The following is a 26,318-nucleotide window of genomic DNA, read 5'->3' on the forward strand; positions in this document are numbered from 1 at the left end:
GTACGTGGGTGGCCAGCAGGTGGGATGGCCCGCGCTGGCGGTGCTGCTGCCGGCCATTGCGCTGCTGGCGCTGTGCAGCTGGAAGCTGTTGCCGGCCGGTACGCTGCGGCTGCGCCGCGGCCTGCCCAGCGTGATCGCGCTGCGCGGCATCGCGGCGTCGGCCTTCTTCGGTTGCGAAGCGTTCCTGCCGCTGCTGCTGCAGCGTGAGCGCGGGCTGAGCCCGCTGCTGGCGGGGGTGGCATTGAGCCTGGGCGCACTGGGCTGGTTCAGCGGCTCGTGGTTCCAGGGCCATGGCGGGCAGGGCCTGGCGCGTCGCCAACTGCTGATCGCCGGCGCGCTGCTGATATGCGCGGGCATCATCGGCACCGCGCTGGCGATCCAGCCGGGCGTGCCGCTGTGGCTGGCGCTGGCCGGATGGACATTGACCGGGCTGGGCATGGGCCTGATCTATCCCAGCCTGTCGGTACTGACCCTGTCGTTGTCGCCGCAGGCCGAACAAGGCGCGAATACCTCCGCGCTGCAGCTGAGCGAAGCGCTGGGCGTGGCCACCACGCTGGCGGTGTCGGGGTCGTTGTTCGCGTGGATGCTGTCGGTGGACGTGACCCTGGGCTACCTGCAGACGTTCGCGATCATGCTGCTGCTGGCCGCCGCCAGCGTGGTGGTGGCACGGCGGGTGTAGAGCCACGCCTTGCGTGGCTGCCTTTCGCCATGGTCCACGCAGCCACGCAGGGCGTGGCTCTACGGTTGGGGATCCACCTGTTCGAGGTCTTCGCGCAGGATGCGGCGGATTTCCAGTACCGCCTGCGGGGTTTCCTGCACGCTGTGGCCGGAGATGATCACCTTCTCCGACACCGCGCCCGGCAGGTGCGCGCTCCAGTATGGCACCAGGCCATCGTCGGACTGCTCCAGCGGCACGCTGGCCTTGCGCTGGGCGATGATCGAGTGGTACTTCAGCCCCGGCATGATCGGCAACGCGGCGGATGCCTTCACGAACGGGTCGCTGGCCTTGAGGTTGTCGATGCTGTTGGGGATCTGCAGCCGGGTCGCCTGCGCCGACTGCACTTCGGCCTGCTGCAGGGTCTGGAACACGTCCTCGAACTTGCCCAGCAGGGTGATCGGCAGGCGCACCAGGCGGCCGATGAAGCGCCCTACCCGGTTGCCAGCGATGTCGGTGCCCTTGTGTGGCGCGGCGATGAAGATCGCGCGCTCCACGTTGGGTTCCGCATCGAAATGCAGCAACGGCCCCAGCTTGGCCTGCACGCGCTTGAGCCGTTCGCCCTTCAGGTCGTAGTTGGCCAGCAACTGGTCCCAGAGGATTTCACCGGAATCGGTGACCAGCAGCCGCGCCAGCACGCCGCCCATGCTGTGGCCGATGAACACCATGTCCTTCGAGGCCGGCGCGGTGCCCTTCGGATCAAAATGACGGAGCGTGTTGTCGAACGCCTGGTCGATCTCGTAGCGGTTGAGCGCGATCGGCGCGTTGGTCGGGTAATACACCTGCCACACCTGGAAGTGTCGGCGCAGTTCCGGATCGCCCAGGATCTCGTTGGCCACGTTCACCCAGGCCTCCGGGCTGCTGCCCAGGCCGTGCAGCATGAAGATGATGCGGCGGTTCGGGTCCCACGGCTGCATCAGGTACATGTGCGGTCCGGCAATGCCCTCGCTCAGCCCGAACAGCGTACGCAGCGACTGCGTGGCGAACCCGGACTGCGCCAGCCACATGCCGTACGCCGCGGTGAAGTTGCCCGCCAGTGGCACTTTCTCGCCATGCAGGTCCACGCTTTCGGTGGATTCGGGCGAATACACGTCGAACAGCACCTGGGTGGTGTCCAGCACCTGCTGCAGGGTGTCGCCCTTGAAGCGCAGCAACGCGGTGGCGTTGATCGAGGACATTTCGCTGTACTGCGGAATCTCGACCTTCTCTCCGTCCACCGGCGCGACCAGTTTGGGCGGGTCCATCACCACCACCAGCTCGGCACCGAAACCATCGCGCCGGTAGGTGCTGCGCAGCCCGGCAAAGCTCACCGACGAGGCCGACACCATGGTGGTGGGGATGCTGGTCAGGCGCAGCGCGTCGAAGTCGGAGGTCAGCGTCCAGCGCTCGCCGGCCACCGCGGCATTGTAATCCTCGCCTTCCAGCGCGCTTTCGCGGCTGCGCTTGAACACCACCGTGGCGGTCTGCTCGGCGGCGTAGTTGTAGTAATCGCGCACCTGGGTCTGGCGGTCTTCGAACGCCCGGTCCGAAGGCGTGCGCCCGCTGAAGAACAGGTAGGCGTAGGCATACCGGGCTGCCTCGAGCCACGCATCCAGCGCCGCGTCGGACATCGGGGTCTTTTCACGATCCTTCGGTTTAGGGGTCAGCGCCAGCGCATTCTTCACCCACAACTCGGACAGCGCCGACAGCCGCTGCTCCTCCGGCAGGTCCGAGGTTTCCTTCAAGGTCTTTTCGCAGATCGCGATGTCCTTTTCGCACAACGCCACGTCCAGCCCGATCACGCTGAGCGTTTCCTGCGAGGCCATGCTGAAGCGACCCGAGGTGAGCACGTCGCCGCGCTTGTTGGCCAGGTAATCGGTTGGCGAGACCTGCTTCATGGTGACCATCGCACAGCCGCTCGAAAGCAGCAGCGCGACCACCACGGCCAGCATCGGCAGCTGCCGGAGCACCGCCCGGCTCATGGCTGCGACCCTGCGTCGATGCCGGGCACGCCCTGGCGGATTCGCTGCGAGAAGCGGGGGTCGTCGCCCGCCGCCCGCGCGCGGTCGGTGATCCGCCCGCGCGCCTTCAGCGTGGCGAAGTCCACGCCCGGGGCGAGCACGCCCAGGTCGCGCGCATATTCGGCGAAGTAGCCCGACGCAAGCAGCCGGTAATCCAGCGGCAGCCCCGGCGCGATCTGCCTGGCCAGTTCGTACACGATGGTGGTGCAGTTGCTGGTCAGCGTGTTGTAGAACGCGGGTGCGGCGTCCAGCCTGCGCGCTTCACCCAGGTAGGACACGAACAGTCCCTTGAGCTGTTCGGGGCTCATGCCGGCAAGGCGATAGAGGTAGACGTCCTCGCCACGCACGTTGCTGCGCACGCGCACGATGTCGGTTTCCTCGGCGGCCACCAGGGTCATTTCGAACTTGCGGAAGAATCCACCCAGTGCCGAGAACGATTCGCCGCGCTCCTTGCGGATCTCCAGCGAGAACACCAGCTGGCGGCCGTCGGCAAAGCCGAACGAGACCAGCGTGTGCGCGATCAGCGGGCCCATCCAGTAGGACAGCACCAGGTCGGCCGAGCGCAGCTGGTCCAGGTCGTATTCGCGGCGCTCCCAGCGCACGTCATGGTCGTCTTCGCTGCGCCAGGTGAAGTCGCGCACGTTGTCCAGCACCACCCGCGAGCCGTCGAACTCCACCACTTTCAGGCGCTGGGCAACGTCATCGGCCCACACGCGGTCCTGGCGTGGCGTGAGCAGCAGCCACCAGACGCCGCACAGCACGAGTGCGGCCACGAATACGGGTCCGGGCCAGCGGCCGCTACGGGCGCGCCCGACCGCGATCGCCGTGGTCAGCGAAAAACCGCCCCATGCCAGCAGCGCTACCCCCTTCAACCAGCCCGGGCCGGGCAGCTGGTAGGCCAGCAGGCCGGTCACCCACACTGCCGCGGCGAGCATCAGCGTCGCCAGCGCCCATCGTCCTGCTGTCTTCACACATCGATCCGTCGCTTGGTCGGGGCGCTAGTTAGCCACAAACGGATGTGTGGATCCTGTTTGCCTGTTCAGGAACGGAGTCCTGCGGCCGTCGGAGCCTCAGCGGCGGGGCGCGCCGACCTTCAGCCAGGGGGCCATGCCCCTGCGCGTGCGCGGCAGGGTGCGGCGGATCGGCAGCCGACGCGGCATGGGAATACCCACGCCCGGCGCAGCGCTGTCATCACGACGCAGATCCTCCGAGCGCTCCCCGACGAGCAGCGCCGCCATTTCCTCCAGCCCATTGCGCATCGCCCGGGCGGCAGTCTGCAGGGTATTCATGGGTTGTCTCCAGCGGCGGGGGGGGAGGGTCTACGTTAGGGACCAAAGCGCGCAGGGATCGTGCAGGGGATGTGGCAGGCACATGAAACCCACCTGCCATGCAGCTGAGAGTTATTTGCGTTCGCATCCTCACCTCCCGATAATCCGGGCCCTCACCCCCGGAATCCCCGCCATGCCTGCCCTGTCGCGCCGCTCGCCCCTCCTGCTGCTGGTCCCCACCCTGCTGGCGTCGGCCCTGGCCCAGGCCCAGGAGACCGGGCTGGACACCGCGCGGACCCTGGACGCGGTCCGCGTGGTCGCCGACAGCGCACGCACCGCCACCAAAACCGACACCCCGCTGACCCAGACCCCGCAGGCGATCAGCGTGGTCACCCGCGAACTGTTCAGCGAGCGCGGCGCGCAGAATCTGCAGGAAACCCTGCGTTACAGCGCCGGCGTCACCGCCGACGCCTTCGGGCTGGATACCCGCGGCGACGGCAGCAGCGTGCGTGGCCTGGACCCGGTCCAGTACGTGGACGGCCTGCGCCGCAGCTACGGCTTCAGCCCGCTGGCGCGGACCGAGGTCTACGGGCTGGAACGCGTGGAAGTCCTGCGCGGTCCGTCGTCGGTGCTGTACGGCGCCGGTGCGACCGGCGGCATCATCAATGCCATGACCAAGCGTCCCAGCTACACCGACCTGCACGGTGAGGTGGGGCTGCAGCTGGGCAGCTTCGACCGCAAGCACCTGCAGGGCGACGTGGGCGGCACCCTGAACGACGCCGGCACCCTGGCCGGTCGCGTGGTCGGCCTGGTCCGCGACAGCGGCATGCAGACCGACGAAATCGAGGACGATCGGATCTACCTCGCGCCCTCGATCAGCTGGCGCGGCGAGCGCAGCAACCTCACCGTGCTCACCAGCTACCAGCACGACCGAACCGCCTCGAGCCAGCAGTTCCTGCCGGTGGTGGCCACGCTCAACGCCCCGGCCGGTCGTCCGCGCCTGGACCCGTCCACGTTCCTCGGCGACAAGGACTTCGACAAGCTCGATTCGCGGGTGTACAGCGTGACCGCGCTGTATGACTTCCGCTTCAACGACAGCGTGAGCCTGCGCTCGTCGGTGCGCTACCTGGACGGCAGCACCGAGTTCCGCGAGCTGTACCCGGACGCATACAGCAATCCGCTGGACCCGTTCATCGACGCCGACAAGCGCGTGGTCAACCGCAACGCCTATGGCGTGCGCCCGGACGTGCGCTCGCTGACCAGCGACAACGCGCTGCAGTTCGATTTCGCCACCGGCGCCTTCCAGCACATGCTGCTGGCCGGCGTGGACTACAGCGACTACCGCGAGGAGGCACTGCAGCTGGATGCCACCCCGACCCCGATCGACATCTACGCCCCGGTGTCCAGCGGCGTGACCATCAATGGCTGGAACCGCCTGCCCGACCAGCGGACCACCCAGCTGGGTGTGTACGTGCAGGACCAGATCCGCTGGGCCGACCGCGTGTCTCTGGTGCTCGGCGCCCGCCTCGACCACGCGCGCAGCAAGACCGAGGGGCTGCCGAGCCAGACCGATAACGCCACCACCTGGCGCGCCGGCCTGATCGGCGAGATCGGTGCCGGCGTATCGCCGTACATCAGCTACAGCGAATCGTTCCTGCCGGTCACCGGCCAGGACGTCTACGGCAACGCCTTCAAGCCGATGCAGGGCGACCAGTGGGAAGGCGGCGTCAAGTGGCAGCCGGCCGCGAACATGCTGGTCACCGCCTCGGTCTACCGCATCACCGAAACCAACCGCCAGACCAACGATCCGGAAAACCCGCTCAACGTGGTGCAGACCGGCGAGATCGAGTCCAAGGGCGTCGAGCTGGAAGGCCAGTTCACCTTCGCCAACGACCTGACCCTGACCGCGGCGTATTCGCGCAACCGCGCCAAGGTGACCCGGAGCAACTTCGAGATGGAAGTGAACCAGCGCCTCAACGACACCCCGCAGGAGCTGTCCTCGCTGTGGCTGGCCAAGGGCTTCCAGCTTGACGACGTCTCGCGCCTGCGATTGGGCGTGGGTGGCCGCTATGTCGGCAACACCCAGTCGCTGGGCTTCGGCGGTTTCATCCGCACCCCGAGCTACACCCTGGTCGACGCATTGGCCGAGATCCAGGTCACCGACTGGACCATGGCGCTGAACATCACCAACCTGTCGGACAAAAAGTACTTCGCGCCCTGCCGCAATTTCGGTGACTGCTTCACCGGCAACCCGCGCACCGTGACCGGCACCATCAGCTACCGCTTCTAAACGGTTGTGCCGACCGTTGGTCGGCAACCGGGCCACCTTCATCTCCAGCCGCCGCCAGAGAACCCAATGCAACGTTCCACCATCAAAGCCTGGTTCCTGGTCCACAAGTGGACCAGCCTGATCTGCACGCTGTTCCTGCTGCTGTTGTGCATCACCGGCCTGCCGCTGGTGTTCGGCGAGGAGATCGCACACCTCAGCGAACCCCATGTCGACAACCCGCAGCCGCAGGCAGCGCACCGCGACCTGGACGCGCAGGTGCGCACCGCCCTGGCCCAATACCCCGGCAACGTGCCGCTGTTCGTTGGCTGGGACTGGGAAGGCAACACCGTCTACGTCAACACCGGCACCGAGCCGGCGACCCCGCCGCCGCAGATGAAAACCGCGCTGCTCGATGCGGCCAGCGGTGCAGTGCTGCCTGCGCCGCAGTTCAACGAAGGGGTGATGTATTTCCTGTACCGCCTGCACACCGACCTGTTCCTGGGCCTGCCGGGCATGCTGTTCATGGGCGCGATGGGCCTGCTGTTCGCGGTGGCGATCATCTCCGGCCTGGTCCTGTATGGCCCGTTCATGCGCCGCCAGCGCTTCGGCACCCTGCGCACCGGGCGCAGCCGCCGCCTGGCCTGGCTGGACCTGCACAACGTGATCGGGGTGGTGACGCTGGGCTGGGCGCTGGTGGTGGGCATTACCGGCGCCATCAACACCATTGCCAAGCCGCTGGAAACGGCATGGCAGAGCCAGCAGCTGGGCGAGTTCGCCGCTCGCTACGCCGGCCAGCTGCGGCCGACCACGCTGGCCCCGCTGCAGGCGGCGGTGGATACCGCGCGCGCCGCCGAGCCGGGCATGCGCCCGGCATTCGTGAGCTTCCCCGGAACCGGCTACAGCGGCGACCACCACTACGGGGTGTTCATGCAGGGCGACACGCCGCTGACCGAACGCCTGTATCGGCCGGTGCTGATCGATGCGGCCAGCGGCGAACTCACCGCGCAGCCGCAGCTGCCCACCTACATGAGCGTGCTGCTGCTCAGCCAGCCGCTGCACTTCGGCGACTACGGCAAGCTGCCGCTGAAGATCCTGTGGGCCCTGCTGGACCTGCTGACCATCGCGGTGCTGGTCAGCGGCCTGTACCTGTGGTTCAAGCGCGGCAGCACCGAGGCGCGGGTGACCGAGATCGAACGCGCCGAGAAGACCGGAGGCGCCGCATGAGCCGCCCGTCCCCGCCCACCGGCAGTCCGTTCACCGCACCGGCGTGGATTGCCGCGGCCAGCGTACTGGGACTGGTCAGCGCGCTGGTCGGCGATGGCGTGTTCGATGTGGTGTCGTGGGCCGTCTTCGCGGCGCTGATCGGGCTGGTGGTGCGGGCCTGGGTGAAGCGGACACGGTGACGGTGCCGACCAACGGTCGGCACTACCGGTGCTCGGCTGCGTGGCGGGTGAAGTTGAGTGGCGCGGGTGAGGTTTCATCCTCGCGCAGGCACAGCTGCAGCTCGAACGCGGCCTCGGCCCCCGCCAGCGGGTGATAGGCCACTTCCGCACTGCGGAACCCGGCCATGCTGGCCGGCACCACTGAAATACCCGCTTCCACCGCAACCAGCGACAGCACCGCATGCATGCCATGCGCTTCCTGCACCACGCGCGGGGTGAAGCCGGCCGCCGCGCACAGACGCACCACCTGCGAGTGGAAGCCCCTGCCCTCGCGCGCGGGCCACAGCACGAACGCTTCGTCGGCCAGCGCGGCAATGTCCACGGGCCCGCTCGAGGCCAGCCGATGCGTGCGCGGCAGCGCGATCGCCAGCCGGTCGGTATCGAAGCCGTGCAGCCGCATGTCCTCGGCGTCGAACACCGGCGGGATCACCACGCCCACGTCCAGCCGCTGCTCGCGCAGCATCTGGACCTGGCGTGCCGAGGTGGCTTCGATCAGCTCCAGGCGTACCGCCGGGTTCGCCTGGCGGAAGCCGCGGATCACGCCCGGCAGCCGGCCATACAAGGCGCTGCCGACGTAGCCCAGGCGCACGCTGCCAGTGCGTCCGGCCGCGGCGTCGCGGGTCGCAGTCAACGCGTGGTCGGCCTGCTGCAACAGCAGGCGCGCTTCGGCCAGCAGCACCGCACCGGCGGCGGTCAGGCCGAGCGTGCGGTTGCCGCGCAGGATCAGCGCGCTGCCGATTTCATCTTCCAGCCTGTGCATGGCCGCACTCAGCGGCGGCTGCGACATGTGCAGCCGCGCAGCGGCGCGATGGAAGTGCAGTTCCTCGGCGACGGCAACAAACTGGCGAAGCAGGCGGAGATCGACCATGGGCACACGTACACGAATCGGGCAACCGCACCAGTATGCCGTGCGCCCGGCTAGCTGCGTGGTTCGATCGTAGGTTGCGCGATGCGCGACCATTGGGACGCGATGTCCTCGATGCTCTCTGCCGTCGTGGCCCGCAGGTCGCGCGGATACGCCACGTCCTCGGCTTCCACGCTGCGGGTGGCATGGAACTGCCCATTGCTGGCGCGCAGAATCCAACCGCCCTCGCGGCACGCCGCCGACGCCAGGAAGGCCACGCCCGGGGCCACCGCGTCCGGGTGCAGTTCGTCCGGCTCGCCTTCCACACCCCACATGCGGGTCTTGGCCACCGGTGAAACCGCATTGACCACGATGTTGTGCGGCGCACCTTCGGCGGCGAGCACGTTGACGATGCCCACGGCCGCCATTTTCGCCGCCGCATAGGCCGCCAGGCCCTTCTGCACGTACTGCGGATACAGCGCGCGGTCGGAGGTGGTGAGCACGATACGGCCGTGATGGTTTTCCTGCATCGACGGCCACGCGGCTTCGGCCAGCCACAACGGCGCCTTGGCCGCGATGGTCATCATGTGGTCGAAGCGGCCTTCCTCCAGCACGTCGATCGGCTGGTACTCCACCCATCCGGCATTGTGGATGATGAAGTCGATCCGGCCATGGCGCATGAGGATGTCGGCCATCAGTGCCCGGCAGCCCTCACGCTCGTCGATGGCCGCGTGCGCGGCATGCACGTCCAGCCCGGTACCACGCAGCAGCGCCACGGTGGCGTCGATCCGGTGCGGGTCGTGGCCGTGCCCATCCAGCCCGGCGCCGACATCGTGCATCACCACCCGCGCCCCGCGCTGCGCCAGCAGGCGGCTGTAAGCCAGGCCAAGGCCACTGGCCGCGCCGGTGACCAACCCGACCTGGCCCTCGAAGGAAACGTCTTTGTGCCTCTGCATCCCTACAGCATCGCGGAGCGACGCCGTTCAAGGCCAATACGGGTTGCAGGGGGCTGCGATACGCCTGCGGTATCGCGCCAGGCTCAGCGCTCGCGCAGCGACTCGCCGCCGTGCTGCTGCAAGGGACTGAGCAGGTAATCGATCACCCGCCGCTTGCCGGTCTTGATCTCCGCGCTGAGGCTCATGCCCGCGCTCAGCCGGACCTCCACCCCATCGATGTCCAGCGTAGCGCGCTCGAGCTTCACCCGCGCCGGGAACACCAGTCCGAGCTGCTCATCCTGTGCTGCGTCGTGCGACACGCTCACGACCTTGCCGGTCAGGTAGCCATAGCGGGTGTACGGGAAACTCTCCACCTTCACCGTCACCGCCTGGCCGGGACGCACGAAACCGATGTCCTTGTTCAGCACGGTGGCCTCGACTTCCAGCGCTTCTTCGCTGGGCACCACCACCAGCAGGGCCTGGGCCGGGGTGACCACGCCGCCCACCGTATGCACGGCCAGCTGCTGCACCGTTCCGGATACCGGCGCGCGCAGCGTCATCAAGCGGTCGCGCTGGCCGGCCTTGGACACTTCCGGGTTCATCTGTCCGATCTGTTCTTCTGCCGCACGCAGGCCGTCCAGGGTCTGCTGGCGGAAATCGGTGACCAGTACGCGCAGCTCTTCGTCGGCAGCCAGCAACGCCGAGCGGATTTCCTGCACCCGGTTGCGCTGGGTGGCAAGGTCGCGCTCGGCGGCGATGCGCTCCTGTTCGCGCAGCAGGTAGTCGTGGCGGCCCACGTACTTGCCCTCCACCAGCTTGGCGTAGTCTTCGGCCCGGGTCCGCGAGATGCGCGCGGACTCGTCCAGCGGCCGGATGCCGGCCTGGGTGGTTTCCAGCTCTGCCCGGCGCTGCGCGATCAGCGCCTGCAGGTTGTGCCGGCGTGCCTGCAGCGCCTCATGCTGGCTGCGCGCCAGCGCCTGTTCGGCGGCCACGCGTGCCTCGGGTACCCCGGGTACCGGTTCGAACCGGAGCGGCTTGCCGCTGGCAATGGCCTCGGCAAGCGCGCGCTGGCGCATTGCGGTCATGCGCGCGTTCGCCAGGGCGTCGCCGGCCTTGGCGAAGTCGGCACCGGTGGCGGTTGCATCCAGTTCGATCAACAGGTCGCCGGCCTTCACCTGTTGGCCGTCGCGCACCAGGATGCGCCGCACCACCGCGACTTCGCTGGGCTGCACCACCTTCGTCCGGGAATCGACCACGGTCTTGCCGGGTGCCACCGCCACGATATCAAGCTTGCCAAGCGCGGCCCAGGTCAAGGCCACGACGAACATGCCGACGATGATCCGCATCGTCCAGCGCGCGGTGGGCGAGACCGGGGTTTCGATCAGCTCCAGGTGTGCAGGCAGGAAGGCGCGCTCATCTGCGCCACGCAGCGGCGGGTCCATCTCGCGGCGGACCTTCCAGGCATTGCCGAACACCGTGCGGTACCGCTTCAGGAAATCGCCGACGCCGTCGAAAAAGTGTTTCATGCGACCCCCTGCTGCAGGCGGTACAGGTGCGCGTAGTGGCCGTTGGGGCGCGCCACCAGCTCGTCGTGGCTGCCGCTTTCCACGATCTGGCCCTTTTCCACCACCACGATGCGGTTGGCGTGCCGCACCGTGGACAGGCGGTGGGCGATGATCATCACCGTGCGGCCCTTGCAGATCGACCGCATGTTGGTCATCACCGCGTGCTCGGACTCATAGTCGAGCGCACTGGTGGCTTCATCCAGGATCAGGATCCTCGGGTCGGTGATCAGCGCGCGTGCGATGGCGATACGTTGGCGCTGCCCGCCGGAAAGGCCGGTACCGTGCTCACCGACCTTGGTGTCGTAGCCTTCCGGCAGCGCTGCGATGAAGTCGTGCGCACCGGCCAGCGTCGCGGCCTGGACCACCCGTTCCAGCGGCATGCCGGGGTCGCTCAACGCGATGTTCTCACGCACGCTGCGGTTGAACAGGAAGTTTTCCTGCAGCACCACGCCCAACTGGCGTCGCAGCCAGGCCGGATCGGCCAGCGCCAGGTCCTGCCCATCGACGAGCACGCGCCCGCGCTCCGGGGTATACAACCGCTGCACCAGCTTGGTCAGCGTGCTCTTCCCGGAGCCGGAACGTCCGACGATACCGATGACCTCGCCTGCGCGGATGTCCAGCTCGATTCCGGACAGCACTTCCGGTGCGTCCGGCCGGTAGCGGAATGCCACCCGCTCGAAGGTGATGCGCCCCTTGATCGGCGGCAACGCCAGCCGGCTGCCCGGCAGTTCCGTGCGGGTGTTGAGGATATCGCCCAGTCGTTCGACGGAAATGCCGACCTGCTGGAAGTCCTGCCACAGCTGGGCGAGGCGGATGATCGGTGCGGCAACCTGGCCGGACAGCATGTTGAAGGCGATCAGCTGGCCCAAGCTGAGCTTGCCGTCGATCACCATCTTCGCGCCCCAGAACAGGATCGCCACCGCCACCAGCTTCTGCACCAGCTGCACGCCCTGCTGGCCGAGGGTGGCGACCTTGGTGACGCCGAAGCCTGCGCCCACGTAGCCGGCCAGCTGGTTGTCCCAGGTGCGGGTCGCGCGCGGGTCCACCGCCATCGCCTTGACCGTGCCGATGCCACTGATGGTTTCCACCAGGAAGGACTGGTTGTCGGCGCCGCGCGCGAACTTGTCGTTCAGCCGTTTGCGCAACACCGGGGTGATGCCCGCTGAAATCAACGCGTACACCGGCAGCGAGAGCACCACGATCAGGGTCAGCCAGCCGCTGTAATGGAACATCACCGCCAGGAACACCACGGTGAAGAACAAGTCCAGCACCGAGGTCAGCGCCTGGCCGGTGAGGAAATTGCGGATGTTTTCCAGTTCGCGCACGCGCGCAATGGTGTCGCCGACCCGACGCGATTCAAAATACGCCAGCGGCAGCGCCAGCACGTGCCGGAACAACCGCGCGCCGAGCTCAACGTCGATCTTGCTGGTGGTGTGGGCGAACACATAGGTCCGCAGGCCGCTCAACACCACGTCGAACACCGCGATCGACACCAGCCCGATCGCAATCACGTCCAGCGTGGTAAGGCCGCGGTGTACCAGCACCTTGTCCATCACCACCTGGTAGAACAGCGGCGTAACCAGGGCGAACAGCTGGATGAAGAACGAGACGACGAACACCTCCAACAGCAGCTTGCGGTACTTCACCACGGCGGGAATGAACCAGCTGAAGTCGAAGCGGGCGAGTTCGCCCAATACCGATGCCCGCGAGGCCACCTGCAACAGCCGGCCCTGGTAGCGTTCGTGCAGCTGCTCCAGCGGTACCGTCAGCGGGCGCTTGGCACGCAGGTCATGCAGCAGGGCCTGGTCGCCGTTGATGCGCGCGATGATGAAGGCATCGCCGTCGCTGCCCAGCGCGAGCGCGGGCAGGTTGGCCATGGCCAGTCGTTCCGCCGGCGGCGTGGTCAGCCTGGCCTTGAGGCCCAGGCGACGTGCCAGCAACACCAGCGTGGTGTCGTCGACCTGCCCGTCGTCGGCGGCGCACTCATGCGCCAGCTGGTCCACATCGGCAGCGATCCCGTGGAACTGCGCAAGCAGCACCAGCCCGCGCAATGCCAGGCTTGTCTCCGCCGCGTCAGCCACCGCATCACCTACGACCGCAAGTGCCGCATTTCCCTGTGACATGTCGTCCCTGCTGCGCAGCTTCCCGATGAGTGCGCGTGTCCCCTCGGCGGAGACTGACCGGGGCTCGAATCCTTGTCAACACGCCGACTGTTCATCCGGTCTGGAACGAGAACTGCATCGCAGTTCCCTATCGGCCGCGCCGGCTGACCGCCGTCATTCCGTTTTTGGCGTAGGCGTAGGCGTCGTCGGCAGAACGGAGAAGCGGGTGGTATCGAACAGCGCGTCATCAATGTACAGCTCGACCCGGTGGTCGCCCTCGCCAAGCACCGACGCAGGGATCGTACCGATGGTCTCGAAGGGCGTCGAAGTGAAGTTCACTGTCTGCTTGAGCTCGGAGATGGCAGTGTCGCCGGAATACCATCTCCAGCGGATCTTGTGCCGCCCGGCACCGGCGTCGATCGGCTCCCAGGTGATGCCGGTGATGTAGACGATTCTTTCTTCCAGGCCAAACGTGGTCGTGGCCAGACGCTTGAACTTGTCCTGGTCGCCCCCGGTAGTGACCAGGCTGGTCCGCTTTTTCAGCTCTGAAACATCCAGCTTGGCGGCTGCTGCGCCGAACACAATGAACATCAAGGTAAAAGCAAGCATGAATCGACGCACGGCCACACCCCCCTGTGGTTATCGAGTCACCGGTAATGCCACCCGGGAACGGAGCGTGGAGCTTAAGCAACCCCACGCTGTGGAACAAGGGGCGGGATGAGCGCGCCGATCAGGCAACGCGCAGGCGCTGCCGGCATGCGGAGCCTGCCGCATGCCGGTGGATGGGTGCCGGTCAGGACTTGATGAAGGCCAGCAGGTCCGGGTTGATCACGTCGGCGTGCGTGGTCAGCATGCCGTGCGGGTAGCCCTTGTAGACCTTCAGGGTGCCGTTCTTGAGCAGCTTCACCGAGAGCAGCGCTGCGTTGGCGATCGGCACCACCTGGTCGTCGTCGCCGTGCATGACCAGCGTGGGCACGGTGATCGCCTTGAGGTCGTCGGTCTGGTCGGTTTCCGAGAACGCCTTGATGCCCTCGTAGTGGGCCTTGGCGCTGCCCATCATGCCCTGCCGCCACCAGTTCTGGATCACTCCCGGGTACACCTTGGCACCCGGTCGGTTGAACCCGTAGAACGGGCCGGTCGGGAAGTCCAGGAACAGCTGCGCACGGTTGGCGGCGACACCGGCGCGGATGCCGTCGAACACCTCGATCGGCAGGCCGCCCGGGTTGGCCGCGGTCTTCAGCATCAGCGGCGGCACCGCGCTGACCAGCACCGCCTTGGCCACGCGGCCCTGCGGCTGGCCGTATTTTGCAACGTACCGCGCGACTTCGCCGCCGCCGGTGGAATGGCCGATATGCACGGCGTTGCGCAGGTCCAGGTGCTCGGCCACGGCCGATGCATCGGCGGCGTAATGGTCCATGTCGTGCCCGTCGCTGACCTGGGCCGAACGACCGTGGCCGCGACGGTCATGCGCGATCACGCGATAGCCGTGCTGCACGAAGAACAGCATCTGCGCGTCCCAGTCGTCCGAGGACAGCGGCCAGCCGTGGTGGAAGACGATGGGCTGCGCATCGCGCGGGCCCCAGTCCTTGTAGAAGATGCGGACGCCGTCTTGGGTAGTGACGAAATTCTCGGACATGTGCGTGGTTTCCGGTGGGGGCGAATGGGTGCGCGTTGCGGCAAAGCCCGGCAACGCCATCACGGCGAGCGCCGAAGCGCCCGCCTGCAGTACCTGGCGGCGGGTGAGCGTCAGCGTGTCCAGCTGGCGTGGGGACATCGGTGCGTCCTTTTCGGGGGGAGGGCTGCGCACATGGGAACAGACCCATGCACCGCGCCGCTTGTACGCCGGTGCGCTTTACCCGCGCGGTGCGCGACGCACGCGTCTGAGCGCGTCCCGCAGCCGGTCGCGCAGGCCGGCCATGCCGGGGCGGTACGGCGACTTCCAGGCGAACGCTGCAGGAATCTGCAGGTCGATTTCGGTGCCGCGCCCGGGACGGCCGGAGCGGATCGCCAGGCTGCCCCCGACGCGGGCCGCACGCTCGTGCATGCCCGCCAGCCCCCAGTGGCCGTCTTCGGCACCGGCGTCCTGGTTGAAGCCCACCCCGTCGTCGTGCACGCGCAGCCGGAAGGCCTGGCGCCCGTACCCCAGCGACACCTGTACAGTGCCGGCGTTCGCATGCCGGAACGCATTGAGCATCGCTTCGCGTCCAATCATGTACGCCTCTTCAGCGGCACTGCGCTGCATCGGCCGCGGGGTTCCTTCCACCACCAGGCGCACCGCCGGCGTGTCCAGCCCGTGCGCATCTTCCAGCACCGCCATCAAGGCGGCGCCGAGGTCGCGCGCGTGGTCCACGTCACCGCGCAGACCCCGCACGCGCTCGCGCCCGTCAGCGCCGACGCGCTCGGCCATGCGCATCGCCGATTCCAGTTCCTGCCGTACCGGGTCGTCGACCGCCAGCTTGCGGCTGGAAGCATGCAGGCGCAGGATCAGCCCCTGCGTGCTCTGCAGCAGGGTGTCGTGCAGCTCGCGCGCGATGCGCTCGCGTTCGCGATGACGCTCGTCCAGCCGTGTCCGGATGCGCGCGGCCAGCTGGCGCAACCGGGCCAGGTACAGCAGCCACAGCAGTGCCACGGCGGCCAGCACGCACAGCACGCGGAACCAGCCGGTTTCCCAGTAGTGCGGCGCGATCGTGACCACCAGCCGGGCACCCTGTTCGTTCCACACGCCATCATTGTTGCTGGCGGTCACCCGGAACACGTAGCGTCCCGAGCCCGGCGCGTTGTACATCGCCGAGCGTGCAGCCCCTTCCACCCATTCCGAATCGAATCCTTCCAGCTGGTAGCGGAAGCGCACCCGTTCGGGGATCGACAGGCTCAGCGCGGTGAAGCGGATGCGCAGGTTGCGCGCACCCGCCGGCAGCGCCACGCTGCCGTCATGGATCGGCACCGCCGCGCCATCCACGGTCGCGGCGAGGATCTCCACCGGCGGTGCCACCGGATTGCGCAGGATCCGGCGCGGGTCGATCGACACCAGGCCACTGGTGGTGGCAAACCACAGGCGTCCATCCTCGGTGCGCGCTGCGGTCGGCAGCGGGCGGAACTGGGCGGCAATGCCCGGCAACCCGTCGAGCGCGGTGAAACGTTCGTAGCGCGGGTTGCCGCGGGCACCGAACAAGCCATCGACATCGGCGGCACGCACGCGCACCACGCCACGCGCGCCGTTGAACCACACATCGCCGGACGCATCGGCCACGATCCCGCTGATCCCCCGCAGGTCCTCGCGCACGCCCGGCACCACATTGCGCAGGCGACCGGAGGTGACCAGGGCCAGGCCGCGCTCGCCCCCGATCCACATCCCATGCTGGTCTTCGTACAGGGCGGTGACGTTGCCCACGTCGATGGCCTGGCCGGTCCACGGCGTGGTCACTTTTTCCTGGTCGAGCACCACCGCGATATTGCGCGCGAACCCCAGCCACAGGCGACCGCGCGCGTCCACCTGCATGCTCAGCGGCGAACCGTTCGACGGCAGGTCGGGCAGGTCCTGCAGGTGCGTCCACTGGCCCTGCCGCAAGCGATGCAGGCCGGGCGTGTTCAACGACAGCCAGACCGTGCCGTCCGGCGTGGTCGCGATGGCCTGTACGCCGGAGCGCACCGACACCGGAAGGTCGGACACCTCCTCGAACCGGCCGCCGCGCATCCGCCACAGGCCGTCCGGGCCACCCAGCCACAGGTCGCCCCCGGCACCGCGATGCATCGCCGTGATCGGCGAGCGCAGCGCCAGCGGCTGGCGCGACACGCTGTCCACCCGCTGCAGGGCGTGGTTGCGCGTGCCCACCAGCAGCGCATCGCCGTCGGCGACCATGGCGAAGTCCTGCGCGCCTTCCGGCATCGCCACCTGCACCAAGTTGGCGTGGCGGAAGCGGTCCAGGCCACGGCTGCTGCCTACCCAGAGGTTGCCTTCGCGATCCTCGAGCAACGGCTGCAGGTAGTCCGAACTGAGCCCGTCGCTGCGCCGGAACATTTCGAAAGCATCGCCCGGGCGTGCCGGCGAACGCCGTACCAGCCCGGTGCCCAGCGTGGTCGCCCAGAGCACGCCGTCGCGATCGAAGATCAAGCCGGCCGATGCGCTGGGCCCGGCGGGATCGGACGCCGGCGATGCGCCCCCCTTCCCTGCCAGCGGGCGTACTCCGCCGTCGGCCTCGGCCACCCAGATCGCGCCGTCCGGTGCCTGCGCGATCTGGCTGACGCGTCCGACCGTGGACGCTACGGGGGTGAAGGTACGCGTGCCACGGCGCAGCACCACCATGCCATTCTCGGTGGCTACCCAGAGCGTGCCGGCGCGGTCGGTGAACAACGTGCGTGCCTGCCGGCCCGGATAGCCCATATCCGCCGTCGGTCGCTGCCATTGCTGACCGTGCAGCGCGACCGGGCCGGTAAACGTGGCGGCCCACAAACGGCCCTCCCCGTCCTCGGCAAAGCGGAATACGGTGCTGGTCGGCAAACCATCGACCGGTCCGTAGTGACGCACCCGGTCACCGTCGATGCGGCTGACGCTGCCGTAGCGGAACCCCACCCACAGGCCGCCGTCGGCGGACGCGTACAGCGTGGACACGCTGGTGGCGGGAAACGCGTCGCCGCCGGTGGACGCAAAACGGGTAAAGCGCACGCCATCGAACCGGTACAGCCCGATTTCCGTGCCCAGCCACAGATAGCCATCGGCGGTCTGGGCAAGCGCGGTTACCTGGCCCGGAGCGCCCTGGTTGACGGTCCATGCGGTGTGGTGGAACTGGCCGATCGCGCGGGCGGGATCGAGCGCGACTGCCGTGCCGGCAACCAGCAACAGCAAGGCACAGGCCAGACCTCGTAATCCGTACGCCATGATCGGTCCCCTGCCCGCGCGGCGCGGCGCCAGCGCATGCGCCATCATACAAAAACCGTTTGGCGGAAGAATGCCGGTCCCTACTGGCAGGCGCCGCCCGCGCGGACGTCCTGCAGGTAGGCCGACGGCGTGCAGCCCAGGCTGCGCCGGAACCAGCGCACGAAATGGCTCTGGTCATAGAAGCCCAGCTCGCAGGCGACCTGGCCGATGCGCTGGCCGTCTTCGTGCAGCAGCTGCCGGGCGCGTTCGATGCGACGCATGCGCAGGTACTGCATCGGGCTGAGCCCGGTCTGCTCGCGGAACATGCGCGCGAAGTGGAACCGGCTCATGCACGCAGCCTGCGCGATCGCACTGAGCTGCAGCGGTTCGGACAGATGCGCCTCGATGAAGTCCACGCCACGCTCGACCGCGCGCGTGGCCGCTGCACATCCGCGCAGGCAGGCCGGCGTGGAAGCGGCAGGCAGCAGTGCCGGAACGGGGGCAACGGGGCTGGCGCGCACAGGAGGAAAACCTCGCCGGAGTCGCCTTGTATGCTGCCCCTGCCGCCCACGCCGGCACAGCCCCGATCGGCGGGGTACCCGGCTACTCTTTCGGGTGATCGTGTGGGGGTCGGAACCTGCGCTGCCTGCGCGGAGTCGCCGGCAGCTCCACCACCCGCCGGCCGAACAGCGTCGCATCCACCGAATACGCGCCCGGTCCCAGCAACAGCAGGCTGATCAGCAGGCCCGCAGCCGGCCAGCCCTGCAGTCCCGGATCCAGGCAGGCCACGAACACCGCGGCCAGTATGCCCAGCGGCAGCAGGCTGCCGAAGGCCAGCAGTACCGCAGCCATCCACGCCCAACCGATCAGATCGCCCTGCGGCGGAACCGCGCGCAGCCCCCATGGCCAGACCAGCATCGCCGACAACAACAGGCGCAGCAGGAGCAACCCCACTCCGGGAGTGCGGTCAGGGAAGGTTGCGTAGAGCAGCTGCACCGGTGGTCTCCAGCGTTCGGTCTGGCTGCGGCCATTTGGGACCTGTTCGCGCCCGCGCGCATGCCCCGAAAGAGTAATCGGCGCCCTGCCCGGAGCGATCACCCCGTATTTGCTATCGTGCGCCGGTCTGTCCTTTGTCCTGGAGTCCCATGTCCCGCACGCCATCCGCCTCCCCCTCCCCGCATGCCCTGCTGCGGGCGGCCACCAAGGAGGCGTACGAGCGCGTCACCGTGCTGCTCAACGCCAGCTACGCCGATTTCAGCCCCGAACAACAGCAGCGGATCCGCGCCCTGGTGGCCGGCGATGCAGCGGCCAGCCCGGCAAAGCGCGCCAAACCCGCCAAAACGACACGCGAGCCGCTGCCGCCACGCTACTGGCTGCCGCACACCCAGGAAACCTGGTCCGGTCGCGGCCGCGTGCCGCAGACCTTCCTTGCCTGGGAAGGCACCGTGGCCCATACCGAATGGAAGAAGCACCACCCCGACGAGCGCTTCCCGGCGTATCCGGGCTGAATCGACACCCGCATGGACCAGACCGTCATCCCCCAGCTGCGCATGACCGATTCGTCGGTCAGCGTGCCGTTCTACCAGCGGATGGGCTTCTCCATCGACTGGGAACACCGCTTCGAACCCGGCATGCCACTGTTCGTACAGCTCAACCGCGAAGGCCAGTGCCTGTTCCTCACCGAACACGCCGGCGATTGCGAGCCCGGCGGCGCGGTGTATTTCCGCGTTGCCGATGTGGACGCCGTGCACAGCGCCCTGGTTGCGGCAGGCGCGCCGGTGTTCCGCGCCCCGGCCGACATGCCGTGGGGCGGCCGCGAAATGATGGTCGTGGATCCAGATCACAACCGGCTGCGGTTCGCCAGCAGATGAACCCCGCGCTCAAACCGCGCAGGGCGGTGGGAACACACGGCACCGTGCATCGCGTTGCAGACCTCCAGCAGCGCCATGACACGAAGCAGACGCTGCCCACCCTGCTCTGCGACAGCCCCGGCTGCGGCGCCCTGCTGAAGTTCGTGGCCGCGCACAGCCGCAGCCACGCCGACCACGCCGCGCCCGTCCAGGTGCCGGCCTATCTCACCCTGAGCAAGGGTGCCGAGCACCAGCCCGGGTGCCGGTATGACGCGCCCGGTCATCTCCAGGCGCTGCTCGCCGCTGGCGCCGGCCCTGACGTCCTGCCCGTGCTCTCAGACGGCAGGCACGAGCTTCGCCTGCTGGTCCTGCAGCAGGCACTGAAGCGCGGCAGCGCTGATCGCCAGGCCGTCGACCCCGCCACGGACCGCTACCTGCACACCCTCGCCGACCTGCTGGTGCTGCGCGCGTTGTGCGAAAGCGATGCCTTGTTCGCCGAGCACCTGACCCTGCGACTGGGCAAGAAGAAAGTGGACTGGGCGAATTTCTTCTACACGCCGGAGCGCTACGACGAGGCCGGGGAGCGCCTGGGGGCGACGTCCACGGAGCTGCCCATGGCGTTGCTGGGCACGGTCCGCTCGCACCGCGTGCAGCCCGACGCGGTGTACCTCAACTGCGCCCCGAAGTACCAGCGCACCGGCATCACCGACCGGCGCGACTTCCATGAAGTCAGCGTTGGCCACGGCGACGCCGCGTGGCTGCAGTCGTTCCCGGTCGGCGCCGAGATCGTGATGTTCGGACTTTGGCGCCAAGGCCGGACCACCACCTCCACCCGGCCGCACCCCACCGACCCGCGCCGCACCATCACCAACGTCACCCACAAGCTGGCGCTGTGGCCAAGCTTCAAGCGCCAGCTGGCCGTGGTTGACTGACCCGGAGAACGTATCGCATGACCCGAACGACGCCGCGCTTCCTGCTGCTCACTGCATTTGCTGCCACACCGCTTGCGGCATGCGCCGCGCCGGCCTCCTCACCAGGCACGGTGTTTGTCGACGTCACTGCGACCCACGTTCCCACCGACCCCGACCTGCATGCGCTTGATGCCGCCCTGCTGGATGCCGACGGCGACGGCGACCTGGACGTTGCGGTGGCGGTGGAGAACGGCGCCAACCGGCTCTACCTCAACGATGGCAGCGGCAAGCTCACCCACGCCGCCGGTGCGTTCGGGCCGCTCAGCGGCGACAACGAACACGTCCGCGTGGCCGACTTCAACCGCGACGGCCACCCCGATGTGCTGTTCATCGCCGAAGACACCGAACAGCACAACCTGTTCCTGGGCGATGGCAAAGGTGGCTTCAAGCGGGTCAGCGAGCGCCTGCCGGCGAAAAGCCAGGCCAATGGCGTGGCGGTCGGCGATCTCAACGGCGACGGGCTGCCCGACATCTTCGTCGGCAACACCACCGAAGGTAAGAAGGGCCAGGCACAGCCGTTCCTCTGGCTCAACGACCCTGAGCGCCCGGGCTGGTTCATCGACGCCACGGCCACCCACCTGCCCAACATCGACGTGCAGGCGCAGGGCATCGCGCTGGCTGACGTGGACGGCGATGGCGATCTGGACATCGCCATCGCCAGCCAGGATCCGCTGAACCGGCTGCTGCTTAACGACGGCAGCGGACGTTTCGCCGACGCGACCGATCGGCTGGGCACGCAGGTGCCGACCGAAACGCGCGAGGTGCACGCCCTCGACGCAAACGGTGACGGCCGCCTTGACCTGGTGTTCTTCAACCTCACCAGCAACAACCGCGAGTGGGACAAGGACCCGCAGACCCGGCTGCTGATCAACCAGGGCAATGCGAGCTTCAAGGATGAAACCGCAACGCGCCTCCCCCGCCACCGCTTCTCGAGCTGGGGCGGCACCGTGGTGGACTTCAACCACGACGGTCATCCCGATCTGGTGGTGAGCGCCATCGACGTTCCGGGCTTCGTCCCGCTGCAGGTACGTGCGTGGCAGAACGATGGGAAAGGAAACTTCAGCGACGTCACCGCTAGCGTGATTCCTGCCGCCACCGTCGGCCGCAGCTGGAGCATGGCGCAGGGTGATCTGGACGGAGACGGCAAGCCGGACCTGTTCATCGGTGGCTGGCAATCGCAGGCGCGGCTGCTGCTCAGCCGCGGGGCGCAACAGGAACAGGTCCGCCCACAGGCCGATTCGGCGCAATAGCGTTACATCTCCCGCAGACACGGCTTCCAAGGGGCATGCACGCGTGATTCCAGCCACTCAAACGTCCCCGACACTCACGTGTTTCGGGCGAACCACCATGTGGCGATGAACACTAGCAGGGGCGAGAGCATCATGACGATGCCCAGCCCGATGTTGGCGCCTCCGCCGGTGTTCGTCAGCCCGTCGGCGTAGTACCAGGCCCATAGCGCGATCGACACCGCCAAACCGGCGATGTAGCCCCTGCGTACGCGAGGAGGTCTGCGTATTCCAACCAAAAGCGCAAAAACTGCGAACGGCGCCAAAGCCAGTGCCGTGCGCACCCAGCGTGGCTGCAGCTCGGGCCCCATGCCAAATGTGCGCGAGCGAAGATGGTCGAGCAGCCACTCCACGCCCCATACGATGGCGAACGCGTAGATCACCGAAACCACCAGCACCTTCGTCCCTGCGTTACGCACGACCTCAGACCGCATACTGCGCCAACCCATTCCCGAACGACCAGTTCTCCCGCTTCACTTCCACCAGGTTGATGAACACATCCTCCCGGCGAATGCCTACGGCGGCGTGCAGTCCATCGGCGATGGCAAGGTAGAACGCCTTCTTCTGCTCCAGCGTACGGCCCTCATTCCAGCTGACCTGGATACAGATGAAGTCGTCCGTGCGGGCGATGCCCAGATAACCTGGGTCGTACACCAGACCATCAGCGTCGTGTTCCTGGATAACCTGGAAACGGTCGTCCGGCGGGACGCCCACGCTCAGCATGGCCTCATATATCACTTGACCTACTCGCCGCCGGTAGTCGGCGGGCTTGCCTTTGCGAAGATCGATGCGGACCAACGGCATGGCGGCTCTCTCCGGACGCATGCAGGTACATGCAGTGCCAATCAGATCACAGGCGCCCTTCCCTCGCCACCTACCCCACTATTCAGCGATCGGTCGAGTGCGTATGTCGCGATTGCGCGGGTGTTGCCCGGCGCAAGCTATGTTTCATCCCAGTGAAGGCGGGATCTATCCCGCTTCGGGCGTCGCGCAAGGGCAAGTTCGGCCGCGATCATGGCCGCCTTGCTCTTTGATGGATCCCTGATGATTCGGTATGCAGCAGACTTTGCTGGCGAGCGAATCGCCTCGCCTGATCGATGCTGCGACGCATCCAGACCTAGGGCCATCTTCGAATGCTTGCTGTTGGCGCTATCGGTGAGCACTTTGAAGGCAGCCCGCGTCACGCGCTGAAGAAGGCTGTCATTTGCCACTCCGAACCTCCTGAACCTGCTTGATAACCGAAATGGGCGAAGGATCACGCACAACCACTTGCACGACCAGTACAAGTAGAGCGGAAAATATGATCGTACCCACTATTCCAGCGGCGACATTGGCGCCGAACTTCGGCCAGAACCGATTGATCGATCGAATCTCACCGACTATTACGTCGTTCAAGATTGCCCTTCTATGGTTCTCATCCAAGGATTCTGCGAGATCCTCGGCATAGTCACTCAACATGCTTTCGGCAGTACCTCGCGCCCGAATCAGCGTCGACGCAGGCTGCTGCTCGTACCAATTTCGAATCTGCTCACTACTCGGCAGACAACCCGATCTTGACTCAATGTGACGCATCCACTCAATCCGCTGCTCCTCCAGGACGGCAAATGCCACCAGACCATATATCCAGCCTTCTGGACTTTTTTCGACCAGATTTCGGTAGGCGTCTTCGGGCCCTGAGAGGCTGGTCATGGCATGTCACCGCAGCGCGACGAGTAGAGATCAGAAGCAACACCGTGCCTCAGGAATCGCTAGATGTGAAATTGATTGTTGGGCCTCTTTTCTCAGGTTCCATCGATGCTACCTACAGCTGTCGCAATTGACTCGCGCCGTGTCAACGCATGACGGGTCGTGTCAGCGCAACACGACGGCGGCGTCGACCAGCTGCACATCGTGCATCTGGTACAGGTACGCCTCGTAGTAGGCCTTGTGCGATGCGCCGACGATGGCCAGCAAGCGCTGGCCGGGTGCATGGCCCAGCACGTCGCGGATGTTGGCCACCATGCGCAGGTTGCGGGTTTCCCAGTAACCGACATAGCCGCGCCCGAAGCCCTGCGGCGATGGCTCGGTCAGCGCGGCGCCGAAGTCGCTGCGATACGCCTGCAACGCCATGCCCGGCGCGTTGTAGCTGCGATACATGGCCAGTATTGCTCCCGGCTTGCCGAGGTTGGCTTCCAATGCCGCGTCCGTATTGGCGCGCGCCTCCGTATACGGGTTGTCCCAGGCTTTCATGATGGCTTCGCCCGCAGCCTTTTCCACCGCCTTGGGCGTGGACGAATCGGCGGTGTGGTCATCCACCGCCCACACCCGTTCCAGGCCAAGCCGCGCAGCCAGCGTTGCCGCCACCAGCACAGACTCATCGCGCCCCTGCAGCCGCTTGTCCAGATACGCCACCAGGGCCGGGCTCAACCCATCGGCAGCGACGCGTTCCGGCGCGGGCAGGCGCAGCCACTGCACGACCGCGGAATTACGCTCGCCCGCCGCCAGCCACACGGCCGCCAGCCGACGTCGGTCGGCTGCGCTCGGCGTGGCAGGCCATGACGCCAGCAGGCGGTCCGCTTCGGCGTTGGCTGCGGGCACATCCAGCCCGGTCGCCGCCTGCGCCGGCGCGGTGTCCGGGCAGTACATGCTGACGCTTTCCGCATAGCGGGCAGGATTGCGCCGCATGAAATCGCACTGCAGCCCGGACACCGCCTCCACCGCAATGGCCTCGGGCTTCCAGGCCTCCAGTCGCGACAACAGCGGTTCCAGCTGATCGGGAGTGAAGGTCTTCGGCAAGGCGGAGAGGTGCGCCGAACCCAGCACCAGCACCTCGTTCGGGCGCCCTGCGGGCGGGCCCTTGAACTGCTCGGGATGGAAGTCGGGGACATAGCCAGGTGCAGCGGCCCACGCGCTCGCGCTGCACAACCCCAGGATCAACAGACTGCCGATGCGTTCGATCACGGTGCGTCCTTTCGATGGTCAATGATGTGCCTGACCGGATACTCGCCCAGCCAGCATCAGGGCAGAACCCCCGTAGGTCATTGCAACCTTTTGAACGGTCGCTGCATCGGGTTGTGCCGGGACAGGCAGAGTGCCGAACAGCTGCGCACCGTGCAGGACGAACACGTCACTCAGGCCGCGCCACCGACGGCAGACACTATGAAGCCTGAGCGCAAAAGCCACATTCAACGCCGCTGCCAAGGAGGCGTTTGCGCACCGGGGTACGGCGCGCACCTTAGCTACCATGGTCCTTTCTGCGATTCCAGAAGCGTCAAAATTGCTGGGGAGCGGACGGTTCACCCTCTTGCGTAGGGCCGGATCTCCTGCTGCGATCTTGGAACTTTCGCCTCCCCGTTTCAGGCAAAAGTATCGCCCATACGCAAAAAAGCCCCCGTTTCCGGAGGCTTTTCTGACTGAATCGTGGTGGGCGGTGCAGGGTTCGAACCTGCGACCCTTGCCGTGTGAAGGCAATGCTCTACCGCTGAGCTAACCGCCCGATGCTGCTGAGCCGCTCATTATAGGGCGGCAAAATTTCGCGTCAACGGGTTTCGATGAATTTCTTCACATCGTGTGCGTGGGCTTGTCCGAGTTCAGGGTGCCGGCCAGCGCGGTCTCGATCTTGTTGCGCACGTTCTCGCCTTCCTGGCCGTCGGCCAGCTGCACGCCGATGCCCGCTGCGCGGTTGCCCTGGGCGCCGGCCGGGGTGACCCAGACCACCTTGCCGGCCACCGGCAGGCGCTCGCTGGAATCCGGCAGGGTCAGCAGCAGGAACACCTCGTCGCCCAGGAAGTAGCGCTTGGGCGTGGGCACGAAGATGCCGCCGTTCTTCACGAACGGCATGTACGCGCTGTACAGCGACGCTTTGTCCTTGACGGCCAGCGACAGGATGCCCTGGCGGGCGTTGGTGGCGCTCATGCTCTATTCCCCTTTACGTGCCGCTCGTTGACCTTGTTCCAGGCCAACAACAATTCCACCACCGCCAGGTCGGCGCGCACGGTGGTGCGCAACAGATCGCGGGTACGGTTGGCGGCGTCGAACCAGGCGCCCAGCTTGTGCAATCGGTCCGGATCGGTCAAGCCACCCCCGGTGGCCTGGGCCAGCGCCAGGTCGGCGGCATGGCGCAGGCGCAGGGCGGCGTGGTCGTCGGCGGTCCAGCGCTGGGCCAGCTCCACCGCACCGGAGCGCCCGGCCACCAGCGCCTCCAGGTCGCTGGCGACCTGCCGGCGCAGGGCCAGGC

The 26,318-nt window shown here is 67.2% G+C and carries 26 protein-coding genes, 1 tRNA gene and 1 pseudogene; 8 read left to right on the forward strand and 20 right to left on the reverse strand.

Annotated elements, in window-relative coordinates:
* On the forward strand, window positions 1–679 hold a 679-nt coding region (locus RWO33_RS10595; RefSeq protein WP_314104788.1), incomplete at its 5' end, for an MFS transporter.
* Between the two features lie 59 nt (window positions 680–738).
* Here RWO33_RS10595 and RWO33_RS10600 read toward each other — a convergent pair.
* From RWO33_RS10600 to RWO33_RS10610, 3 genes are all read right to left on the reverse strand, one after another.
* Window positions 739–2,676, reverse strand: coding sequence for an alpha/beta fold hydrolase (locus RWO33_RS10600; RefSeq protein WP_314104789.1), 1,938 nt, complete (start codon window positions 2,674–2,676; stop codon window positions 739–741).
* A complete protein-coding gene (locus RWO33_RS10605) occupies window positions 2,673–3,650 on the reverse strand; it encodes a DUF4105 domain-containing protein (protein ID WP_314104811.1) in 978 nt (325 codons plus the stop codon). The genes RWO33_RS10600 and RWO33_RS10605 overlap by 4 nt, the downstream gene beginning before the upstream one ends.
* A gap of 135 nt (window positions 3,651–3,785) precedes the next feature.
* Window positions 3,786–4,004, reverse strand: a complete 219-nt coding sequence (locus RWO33_RS10610; protein ID WP_314104790.1) for a hypothetical protein — start codon at window positions 4,002–4,004, stop codon at window positions 3,786–3,788.
* Between the two features lie 172 nt (window positions 4,005–4,176).
* Here RWO33_RS10610 and RWO33_RS10615 point away from each other — a divergent pair, with 172 nt between their 5' ends.
* The 3 genes from RWO33_RS10615 (at window position 4,177) to RWO33_RS10625 (ending at window position 7,655) form a co-directional block, all read left to right on the forward strand.
* Window positions 4,177–6,273 (forward strand): TonB-dependent siderophore receptor, encoded by a 2,097-nt coding sequence (locus RWO33_RS10615; protein WP_314104791.1) that lies wholly within the window; start codon window positions 4,177–4,179, stop codon window positions 6,271–6,273.
* 66 nt (window positions 6,274–6,339) lie between these two features.
* Complete coding sequence (locus RWO33_RS10620; RefSeq protein WP_314104792.1) at window positions 6,340–7,476, forward strand: PepSY-associated TM helix domain-containing protein; 1,137 nt, start codon at window positions 6,340–6,342, stop codon at window positions 7,474–7,476.
* Window positions 7,473–7,655: a hypothetical protein gene (locus RWO33_RS10625; RefSeq protein ID WP_314104793.1), complete on the forward strand. Its 183-nt coding sequence runs from the start codon at window positions 7,473–7,475 to the stop codon at window positions 7,653–7,655. Before RWO33_RS10620 ends, RWO33_RS10625 begins: the two co-directional genes overlap by 4 nt.
* A 22-nt stretch (window positions 7,656–7,677) precedes the next feature.
* On the opposite strand, the gene RWO33_RS10630 is transcribed toward RWO33_RS10625, so the two are convergent.
* The 9 genes from RWO33_RS10630 to RWO33_RS10670 all read right to left on the reverse strand — a co-directional run bounded on the left by RWO33_RS10630 (window position 7,678) and on the right by RWO33_RS10670 (window position 18,991).
* Window positions 7,678–8,562 (reverse strand): LysR family transcriptional regulator, encoded by an 885-nt coding sequence (locus tag RWO33_RS10630; protein ID WP_314104794.1) that lies wholly within the window; start codon window positions 8,560–8,562, stop codon window positions 7,678–7,680.
* 50 nt (window positions 8,563–8,612) lie between these two features.
* Window positions 8,613–9,494 (reverse strand): SDR family NAD(P)-dependent oxidoreductase, encoded by an 882-nt coding sequence (locus RWO33_RS10635; RefSeq protein WP_314104795.1) that lies wholly within the window; start codon window positions 9,492–9,494, stop codon window positions 8,613–8,615.
* A gap of 83 nt (window positions 9,495–9,577) precedes the next feature.
* The gene (locus tag RWO33_RS10640) at window positions 9,578–10,999 is read right to left on the reverse strand and encodes an HlyD family type I secretion periplasmic adaptor subunit (protein WP_314104796.1); all 1,422 of its coding nucleotides are present in this window, start codon (window positions 10,997–10,999) and stop codon (window positions 9,578–9,580) included.
* Complete coding sequence (locus RWO33_RS10645) at window positions 10,996–13,161, reverse strand: type I secretion system permease/ATPase (RefSeq protein WP_314104797.1); 2,166 nt, start codon at window positions 13,159–13,161, stop codon at window positions 10,996–10,998. The genes RWO33_RS10640 and RWO33_RS10645 overlap by 4 nt, the downstream gene beginning before the upstream one ends.
* A 153-nt stretch (window positions 13,162–13,314) precedes the next feature.
* Window positions 13,315–13,761 carry a hypothetical protein gene (locus tag RWO33_RS10650; RefSeq protein WP_314104798.1) on the reverse strand — a complete coding sequence of 149 codons (447 nt, stop codon included), beginning with the start codon at window positions 13,759–13,761 and terminating at the stop codon, window positions 13,315–13,317.
* 172 nt (window positions 13,762–13,933) lie between these two features.
* Window positions 13,934–14,776, reverse strand: coding sequence for an alpha/beta hydrolase (locus RWO33_RS10655; RefSeq protein ID WP_260844107.1), 843 nt, complete (start codon window positions 14,774–14,776; stop codon window positions 13,934–13,936).
* Between the two features lie 216 nt (window positions 14,777–14,992).
* The gene (locus tag RWO33_RS10660; protein ID WP_314104799.1) at window positions 14,993–17,983 is read right to left on the reverse strand and encodes a two-component regulator propeller domain-containing protein; all 2,991 of its coding nucleotides are present in this window, start codon (window positions 17,981–17,983) and stop codon (window positions 14,993–14,995) included.
* A gap of 113 nt (window positions 17,984–18,096) precedes the next feature.
* Window positions 18,097–18,516 (reverse strand): AraC family transcriptional regulator, encoded by a 420-nt coding sequence (locus RWO33_RS10665; RefSeq protein ID WP_314104800.1) that lies wholly within the window; start codon window positions 18,514–18,516, stop codon window positions 18,097–18,099.
* Between the two features lie 82 nt (window positions 18,517–18,598).
* The gene (locus tag RWO33_RS10670) at window positions 18,599–18,991 is read right to left on the reverse strand and encodes a hypothetical protein (protein WP_314104801.1); all 393 of its coding nucleotides are present in this window, start codon (window positions 18,989–18,991) and stop codon (window positions 18,599–18,601) included.
* Window positions 18,992–19,140: 149 nt separating this feature from the next.
* On the opposite strand from RWO33_RS10670, the gene RWO33_RS10675 reads away from it, so the two are divergent.
* From RWO33_RS10675 to RWO33_RS10690, 4 genes are read left to right on the forward strand one after another with little or no spacing between them, the layout of a single operon-like run.
* The gene (locus RWO33_RS10675) at window positions 19,141–19,503 is read left to right on the forward strand and encodes an H-NS family nucleoid-associated regulatory protein (RefSeq protein ID WP_314104802.1); all 363 of its coding nucleotides are present in this window, start codon (window positions 19,141–19,143) and stop codon (window positions 19,501–19,503) included.
* A gap of 12 nt (window positions 19,504–19,515) precedes the next feature.
* Complete coding sequence (locus RWO33_RS10680) at window positions 19,516–19,866, forward strand: VOC family protein (protein WP_314104803.1); 351 nt, start codon at window positions 19,516–19,518, stop codon at window positions 19,864–19,866.
* A gap of 44 nt (window positions 19,867–19,910) precedes the next feature.
* Window positions 19,911–20,777, forward strand: coding sequence for a hypothetical protein (locus RWO33_RS10685; protein WP_314104804.1), 867 nt, complete (start codon window positions 19,911–19,913; stop codon window positions 20,775–20,777).
* 17 nt (window positions 20,778–20,794) lie between these two features.
* Window positions 20,795–22,066 (forward strand): VCBS repeat-containing protein, encoded by a 1,272-nt coding sequence (locus RWO33_RS10690; RefSeq protein ID WP_314104805.1) that lies wholly within the window; start codon window positions 20,795–20,797, stop codon window positions 22,064–22,066.
* Window positions 22,067–22,140: 74 nt separating this feature from the next.
* Here RWO33_RS10690 and RWO33_RS10695 read toward each other — a convergent pair whose 3' ends face one another.
* From RWO33_RS10695 to RWO33_RS10730, 8 genes and pseudogenes are all read right to left on the reverse strand, one after another.
* The gene (locus RWO33_RS10695; RefSeq protein WP_314104806.1) at window positions 22,141–22,500 is read right to left on the reverse strand and encodes a hypothetical protein; all 360 of its coding nucleotides are present in this window, start codon (window positions 22,498–22,500) and stop codon (window positions 22,141–22,143) included.
* A gap of 25 nt (window positions 22,501–22,525) precedes the next feature.
* Complete coding sequence (locus tag RWO33_RS10700; protein WP_314104807.1) at window positions 22,526–22,906, reverse strand: tautomerase family protein; 381 nt, start codon at window positions 22,904–22,906, stop codon at window positions 22,526–22,528.
* Between the two features lie 137 nt (window positions 22,907–23,043).
* Window positions 23,044–23,313, reverse strand: a complete 270-nt coding sequence (locus tag RWO33_RS10705) for a hypothetical protein (RefSeq protein WP_314104808.1) — start codon at window positions 23,311–23,313, stop codon at window positions 23,044–23,046.
* Window positions 23,303–23,791: a hypothetical protein gene (locus tag RWO33_RS10710; RefSeq protein ID WP_314104809.1), complete on the reverse strand. Its 489-nt coding sequence runs from the start codon at window positions 23,789–23,791 to the stop codon at window positions 23,303–23,305. Before RWO33_RS10710 ends, RWO33_RS10705 begins: the two co-directional genes overlap by 11 nt.
* A 162-nt stretch (window positions 23,792–23,953) precedes the next feature.
* Window positions 23,954–25,042 carry a DUF5694 domain-containing protein gene (locus RWO33_RS10715; protein ID WP_314104810.1) on the reverse strand — a complete coding sequence of 363 codons (1,089 nt, stop codon included), beginning with the start codon at window positions 25,040–25,042 and terminating at the stop codon, window positions 23,954–23,956.
* A gap of 460 nt (window positions 25,043–25,502) precedes the next feature.
* Window positions 25,503–25,577: transfer RNA gene (locus tag RWO33_RS10720), tRNA-Val, on the reverse strand.
* 65 nt (window positions 25,578–25,642) lie between these two features.
* Window positions 25,643–25,996 (reverse strand): PilZ domain-containing protein, encoded by a 354-nt coding sequence (locus tag RWO33_RS10725; protein WP_068849648.1) that lies wholly within the window; start codon window positions 25,994–25,996, stop codon window positions 25,643–25,645.
* Window positions 25,993–26,318: pseudogene (locus RWO33_RS10730) on the reverse strand (DNA polymerase III subunit delta'); the annotation flags it as partial. The pseudogene RWO33_RS10730 and the gene RWO33_RS10725, both read right to left, overlap by 4 nt.

This window comes from uncultured Stenotrophomonas sp. (assembly GCF_963519925.1).
Classification (GTDB): Bacteria; Pseudomonadota; Gammaproteobacteria; order Xanthomonadales; family Xanthomonadaceae; genus Stenotrophomonas; species Stenotrophomonas maltophilia_AE.

What these genes read in the sequence shown, in the direction of transcription:
- RWO33_RS10600 (WP_314104789.1), bottom strand. Translation starts at nt 2,676, where the DNA reads ATGAGCCGGGCGGTGCTCCGGCAGCTGCCGATGCTGGCCGTGGTGGTC.
- RWO33_RS10605 (WP_314104811.1), bottom strand. Translation starts at nt 3,650, where the DNA reads ATGCTCGCCGCGGCAGTGTGGGTGACCGGCCTGCTGGCCTACCAGCTG.
- RWO33_RS10610 (WP_314104790.1), bottom strand. Translation starts at nt 4,004, where the DNA reads ATGAATACCCTGCAGACTGCCGCCCGGGCGATGCGCAATGGGCTGGAG.
- RWO33_RS10615 (WP_314104791.1), top strand. Translation starts at nt 4,177, where the DNA reads ATGCCTGCCCTGTCGCGCCGCTCGCCCCTCCTGCTGCTGGTCCCCACC.
- RWO33_RS10620 (WP_314104792.1), top strand. Translation starts at nt 6,340, where the DNA reads ATGCAACGTTCCACCATCAAAGCCTGGTTCCTGGTCCACAAGTGGACC.
- RWO33_RS10625 (WP_314104793.1), top strand. Translation starts at nt 7,473, where the DNA reads ATGAGCCGCCCGTCCCCGCCCACCGGCAGTCCGTTCACCGCACCGGCG.
- RWO33_RS10630 (WP_314104794.1), bottom strand. Translation starts at nt 8,562, where the DNA reads ATGGTCGATCTCCGCCTGCTTCGCCAGTTTGTTGCCGTCGCCGAGGAA.
- RWO33_RS10635 (WP_314104795.1), bottom strand. Translation starts at nt 9,494, where the DNA reads ATGCAGAGGCACAAAGACGTTTCCTTCGAGGGCCAGGTCGGGTTGGTC.
- RWO33_RS10640 (WP_314104796.1), bottom strand. Translation starts at nt 10,999, where the DNA reads ATGAAACACTTTTTCGACGGCGTCGGCGATTTCCTGAAGCGGTACCGC.
- RWO33_RS10645 (WP_314104797.1), bottom strand. Translation starts at nt 13,161, where the DNA reads ATGTCACAGGGAAATGCGGCACTTGCGGTCGTAGGTGATGCGGTGGCT.
- RWO33_RS10655 (WP_260844107.1), bottom strand. Translation starts at nt 14,776, where the DNA reads ATGTCCGAGAATTTCGTCACTACCCAAGACGGCGTCCGCATCTTCTAC.
- RWO33_RS10675 (WP_314104802.1), top strand. Translation starts at nt 19,141, where the DNA reads ATGTCCCGCACGCCATCCGCCTCCCCCTCCCCGCATGCCCTGCTGCGG.
- RWO33_RS10680 (WP_314104803.1), top strand. Translation starts at nt 19,516, where the DNA reads ATGGACCAGACCGTCATCCCCCAGCTGCGCATGACCGATTCGTCGGTC.
- RWO33_RS10690 (WP_314104805.1), top strand. Translation starts at nt 20,795, where the DNA reads ATGACCCGAACGACGCCGCGCTTCCTGCTGCTCACTGCATTTGCTGCC.
- RWO33_RS10700 (WP_314104807.1), bottom strand. Translation starts at nt 22,906, where the DNA reads ATGCCGTTGGTCCGCATCGATCTTCGCAAAGGCAAGCCCGCCGACTAC.
- RWO33_RS10710 (WP_314104809.1), bottom strand. Translation starts at nt 23,791, where the DNA reads ATGACCAGCCTCTCAGGGCCCGAAGACGCCTACCGAAATCTGGTCGAA.
- RWO33_RS10725 (WP_068849648.1), bottom strand. Translation starts at nt 25,996, where the DNA reads ATGAGCGCCACCAACGCCCGCCAGGGCATCCTGTCGCTGGCCGTCAAG.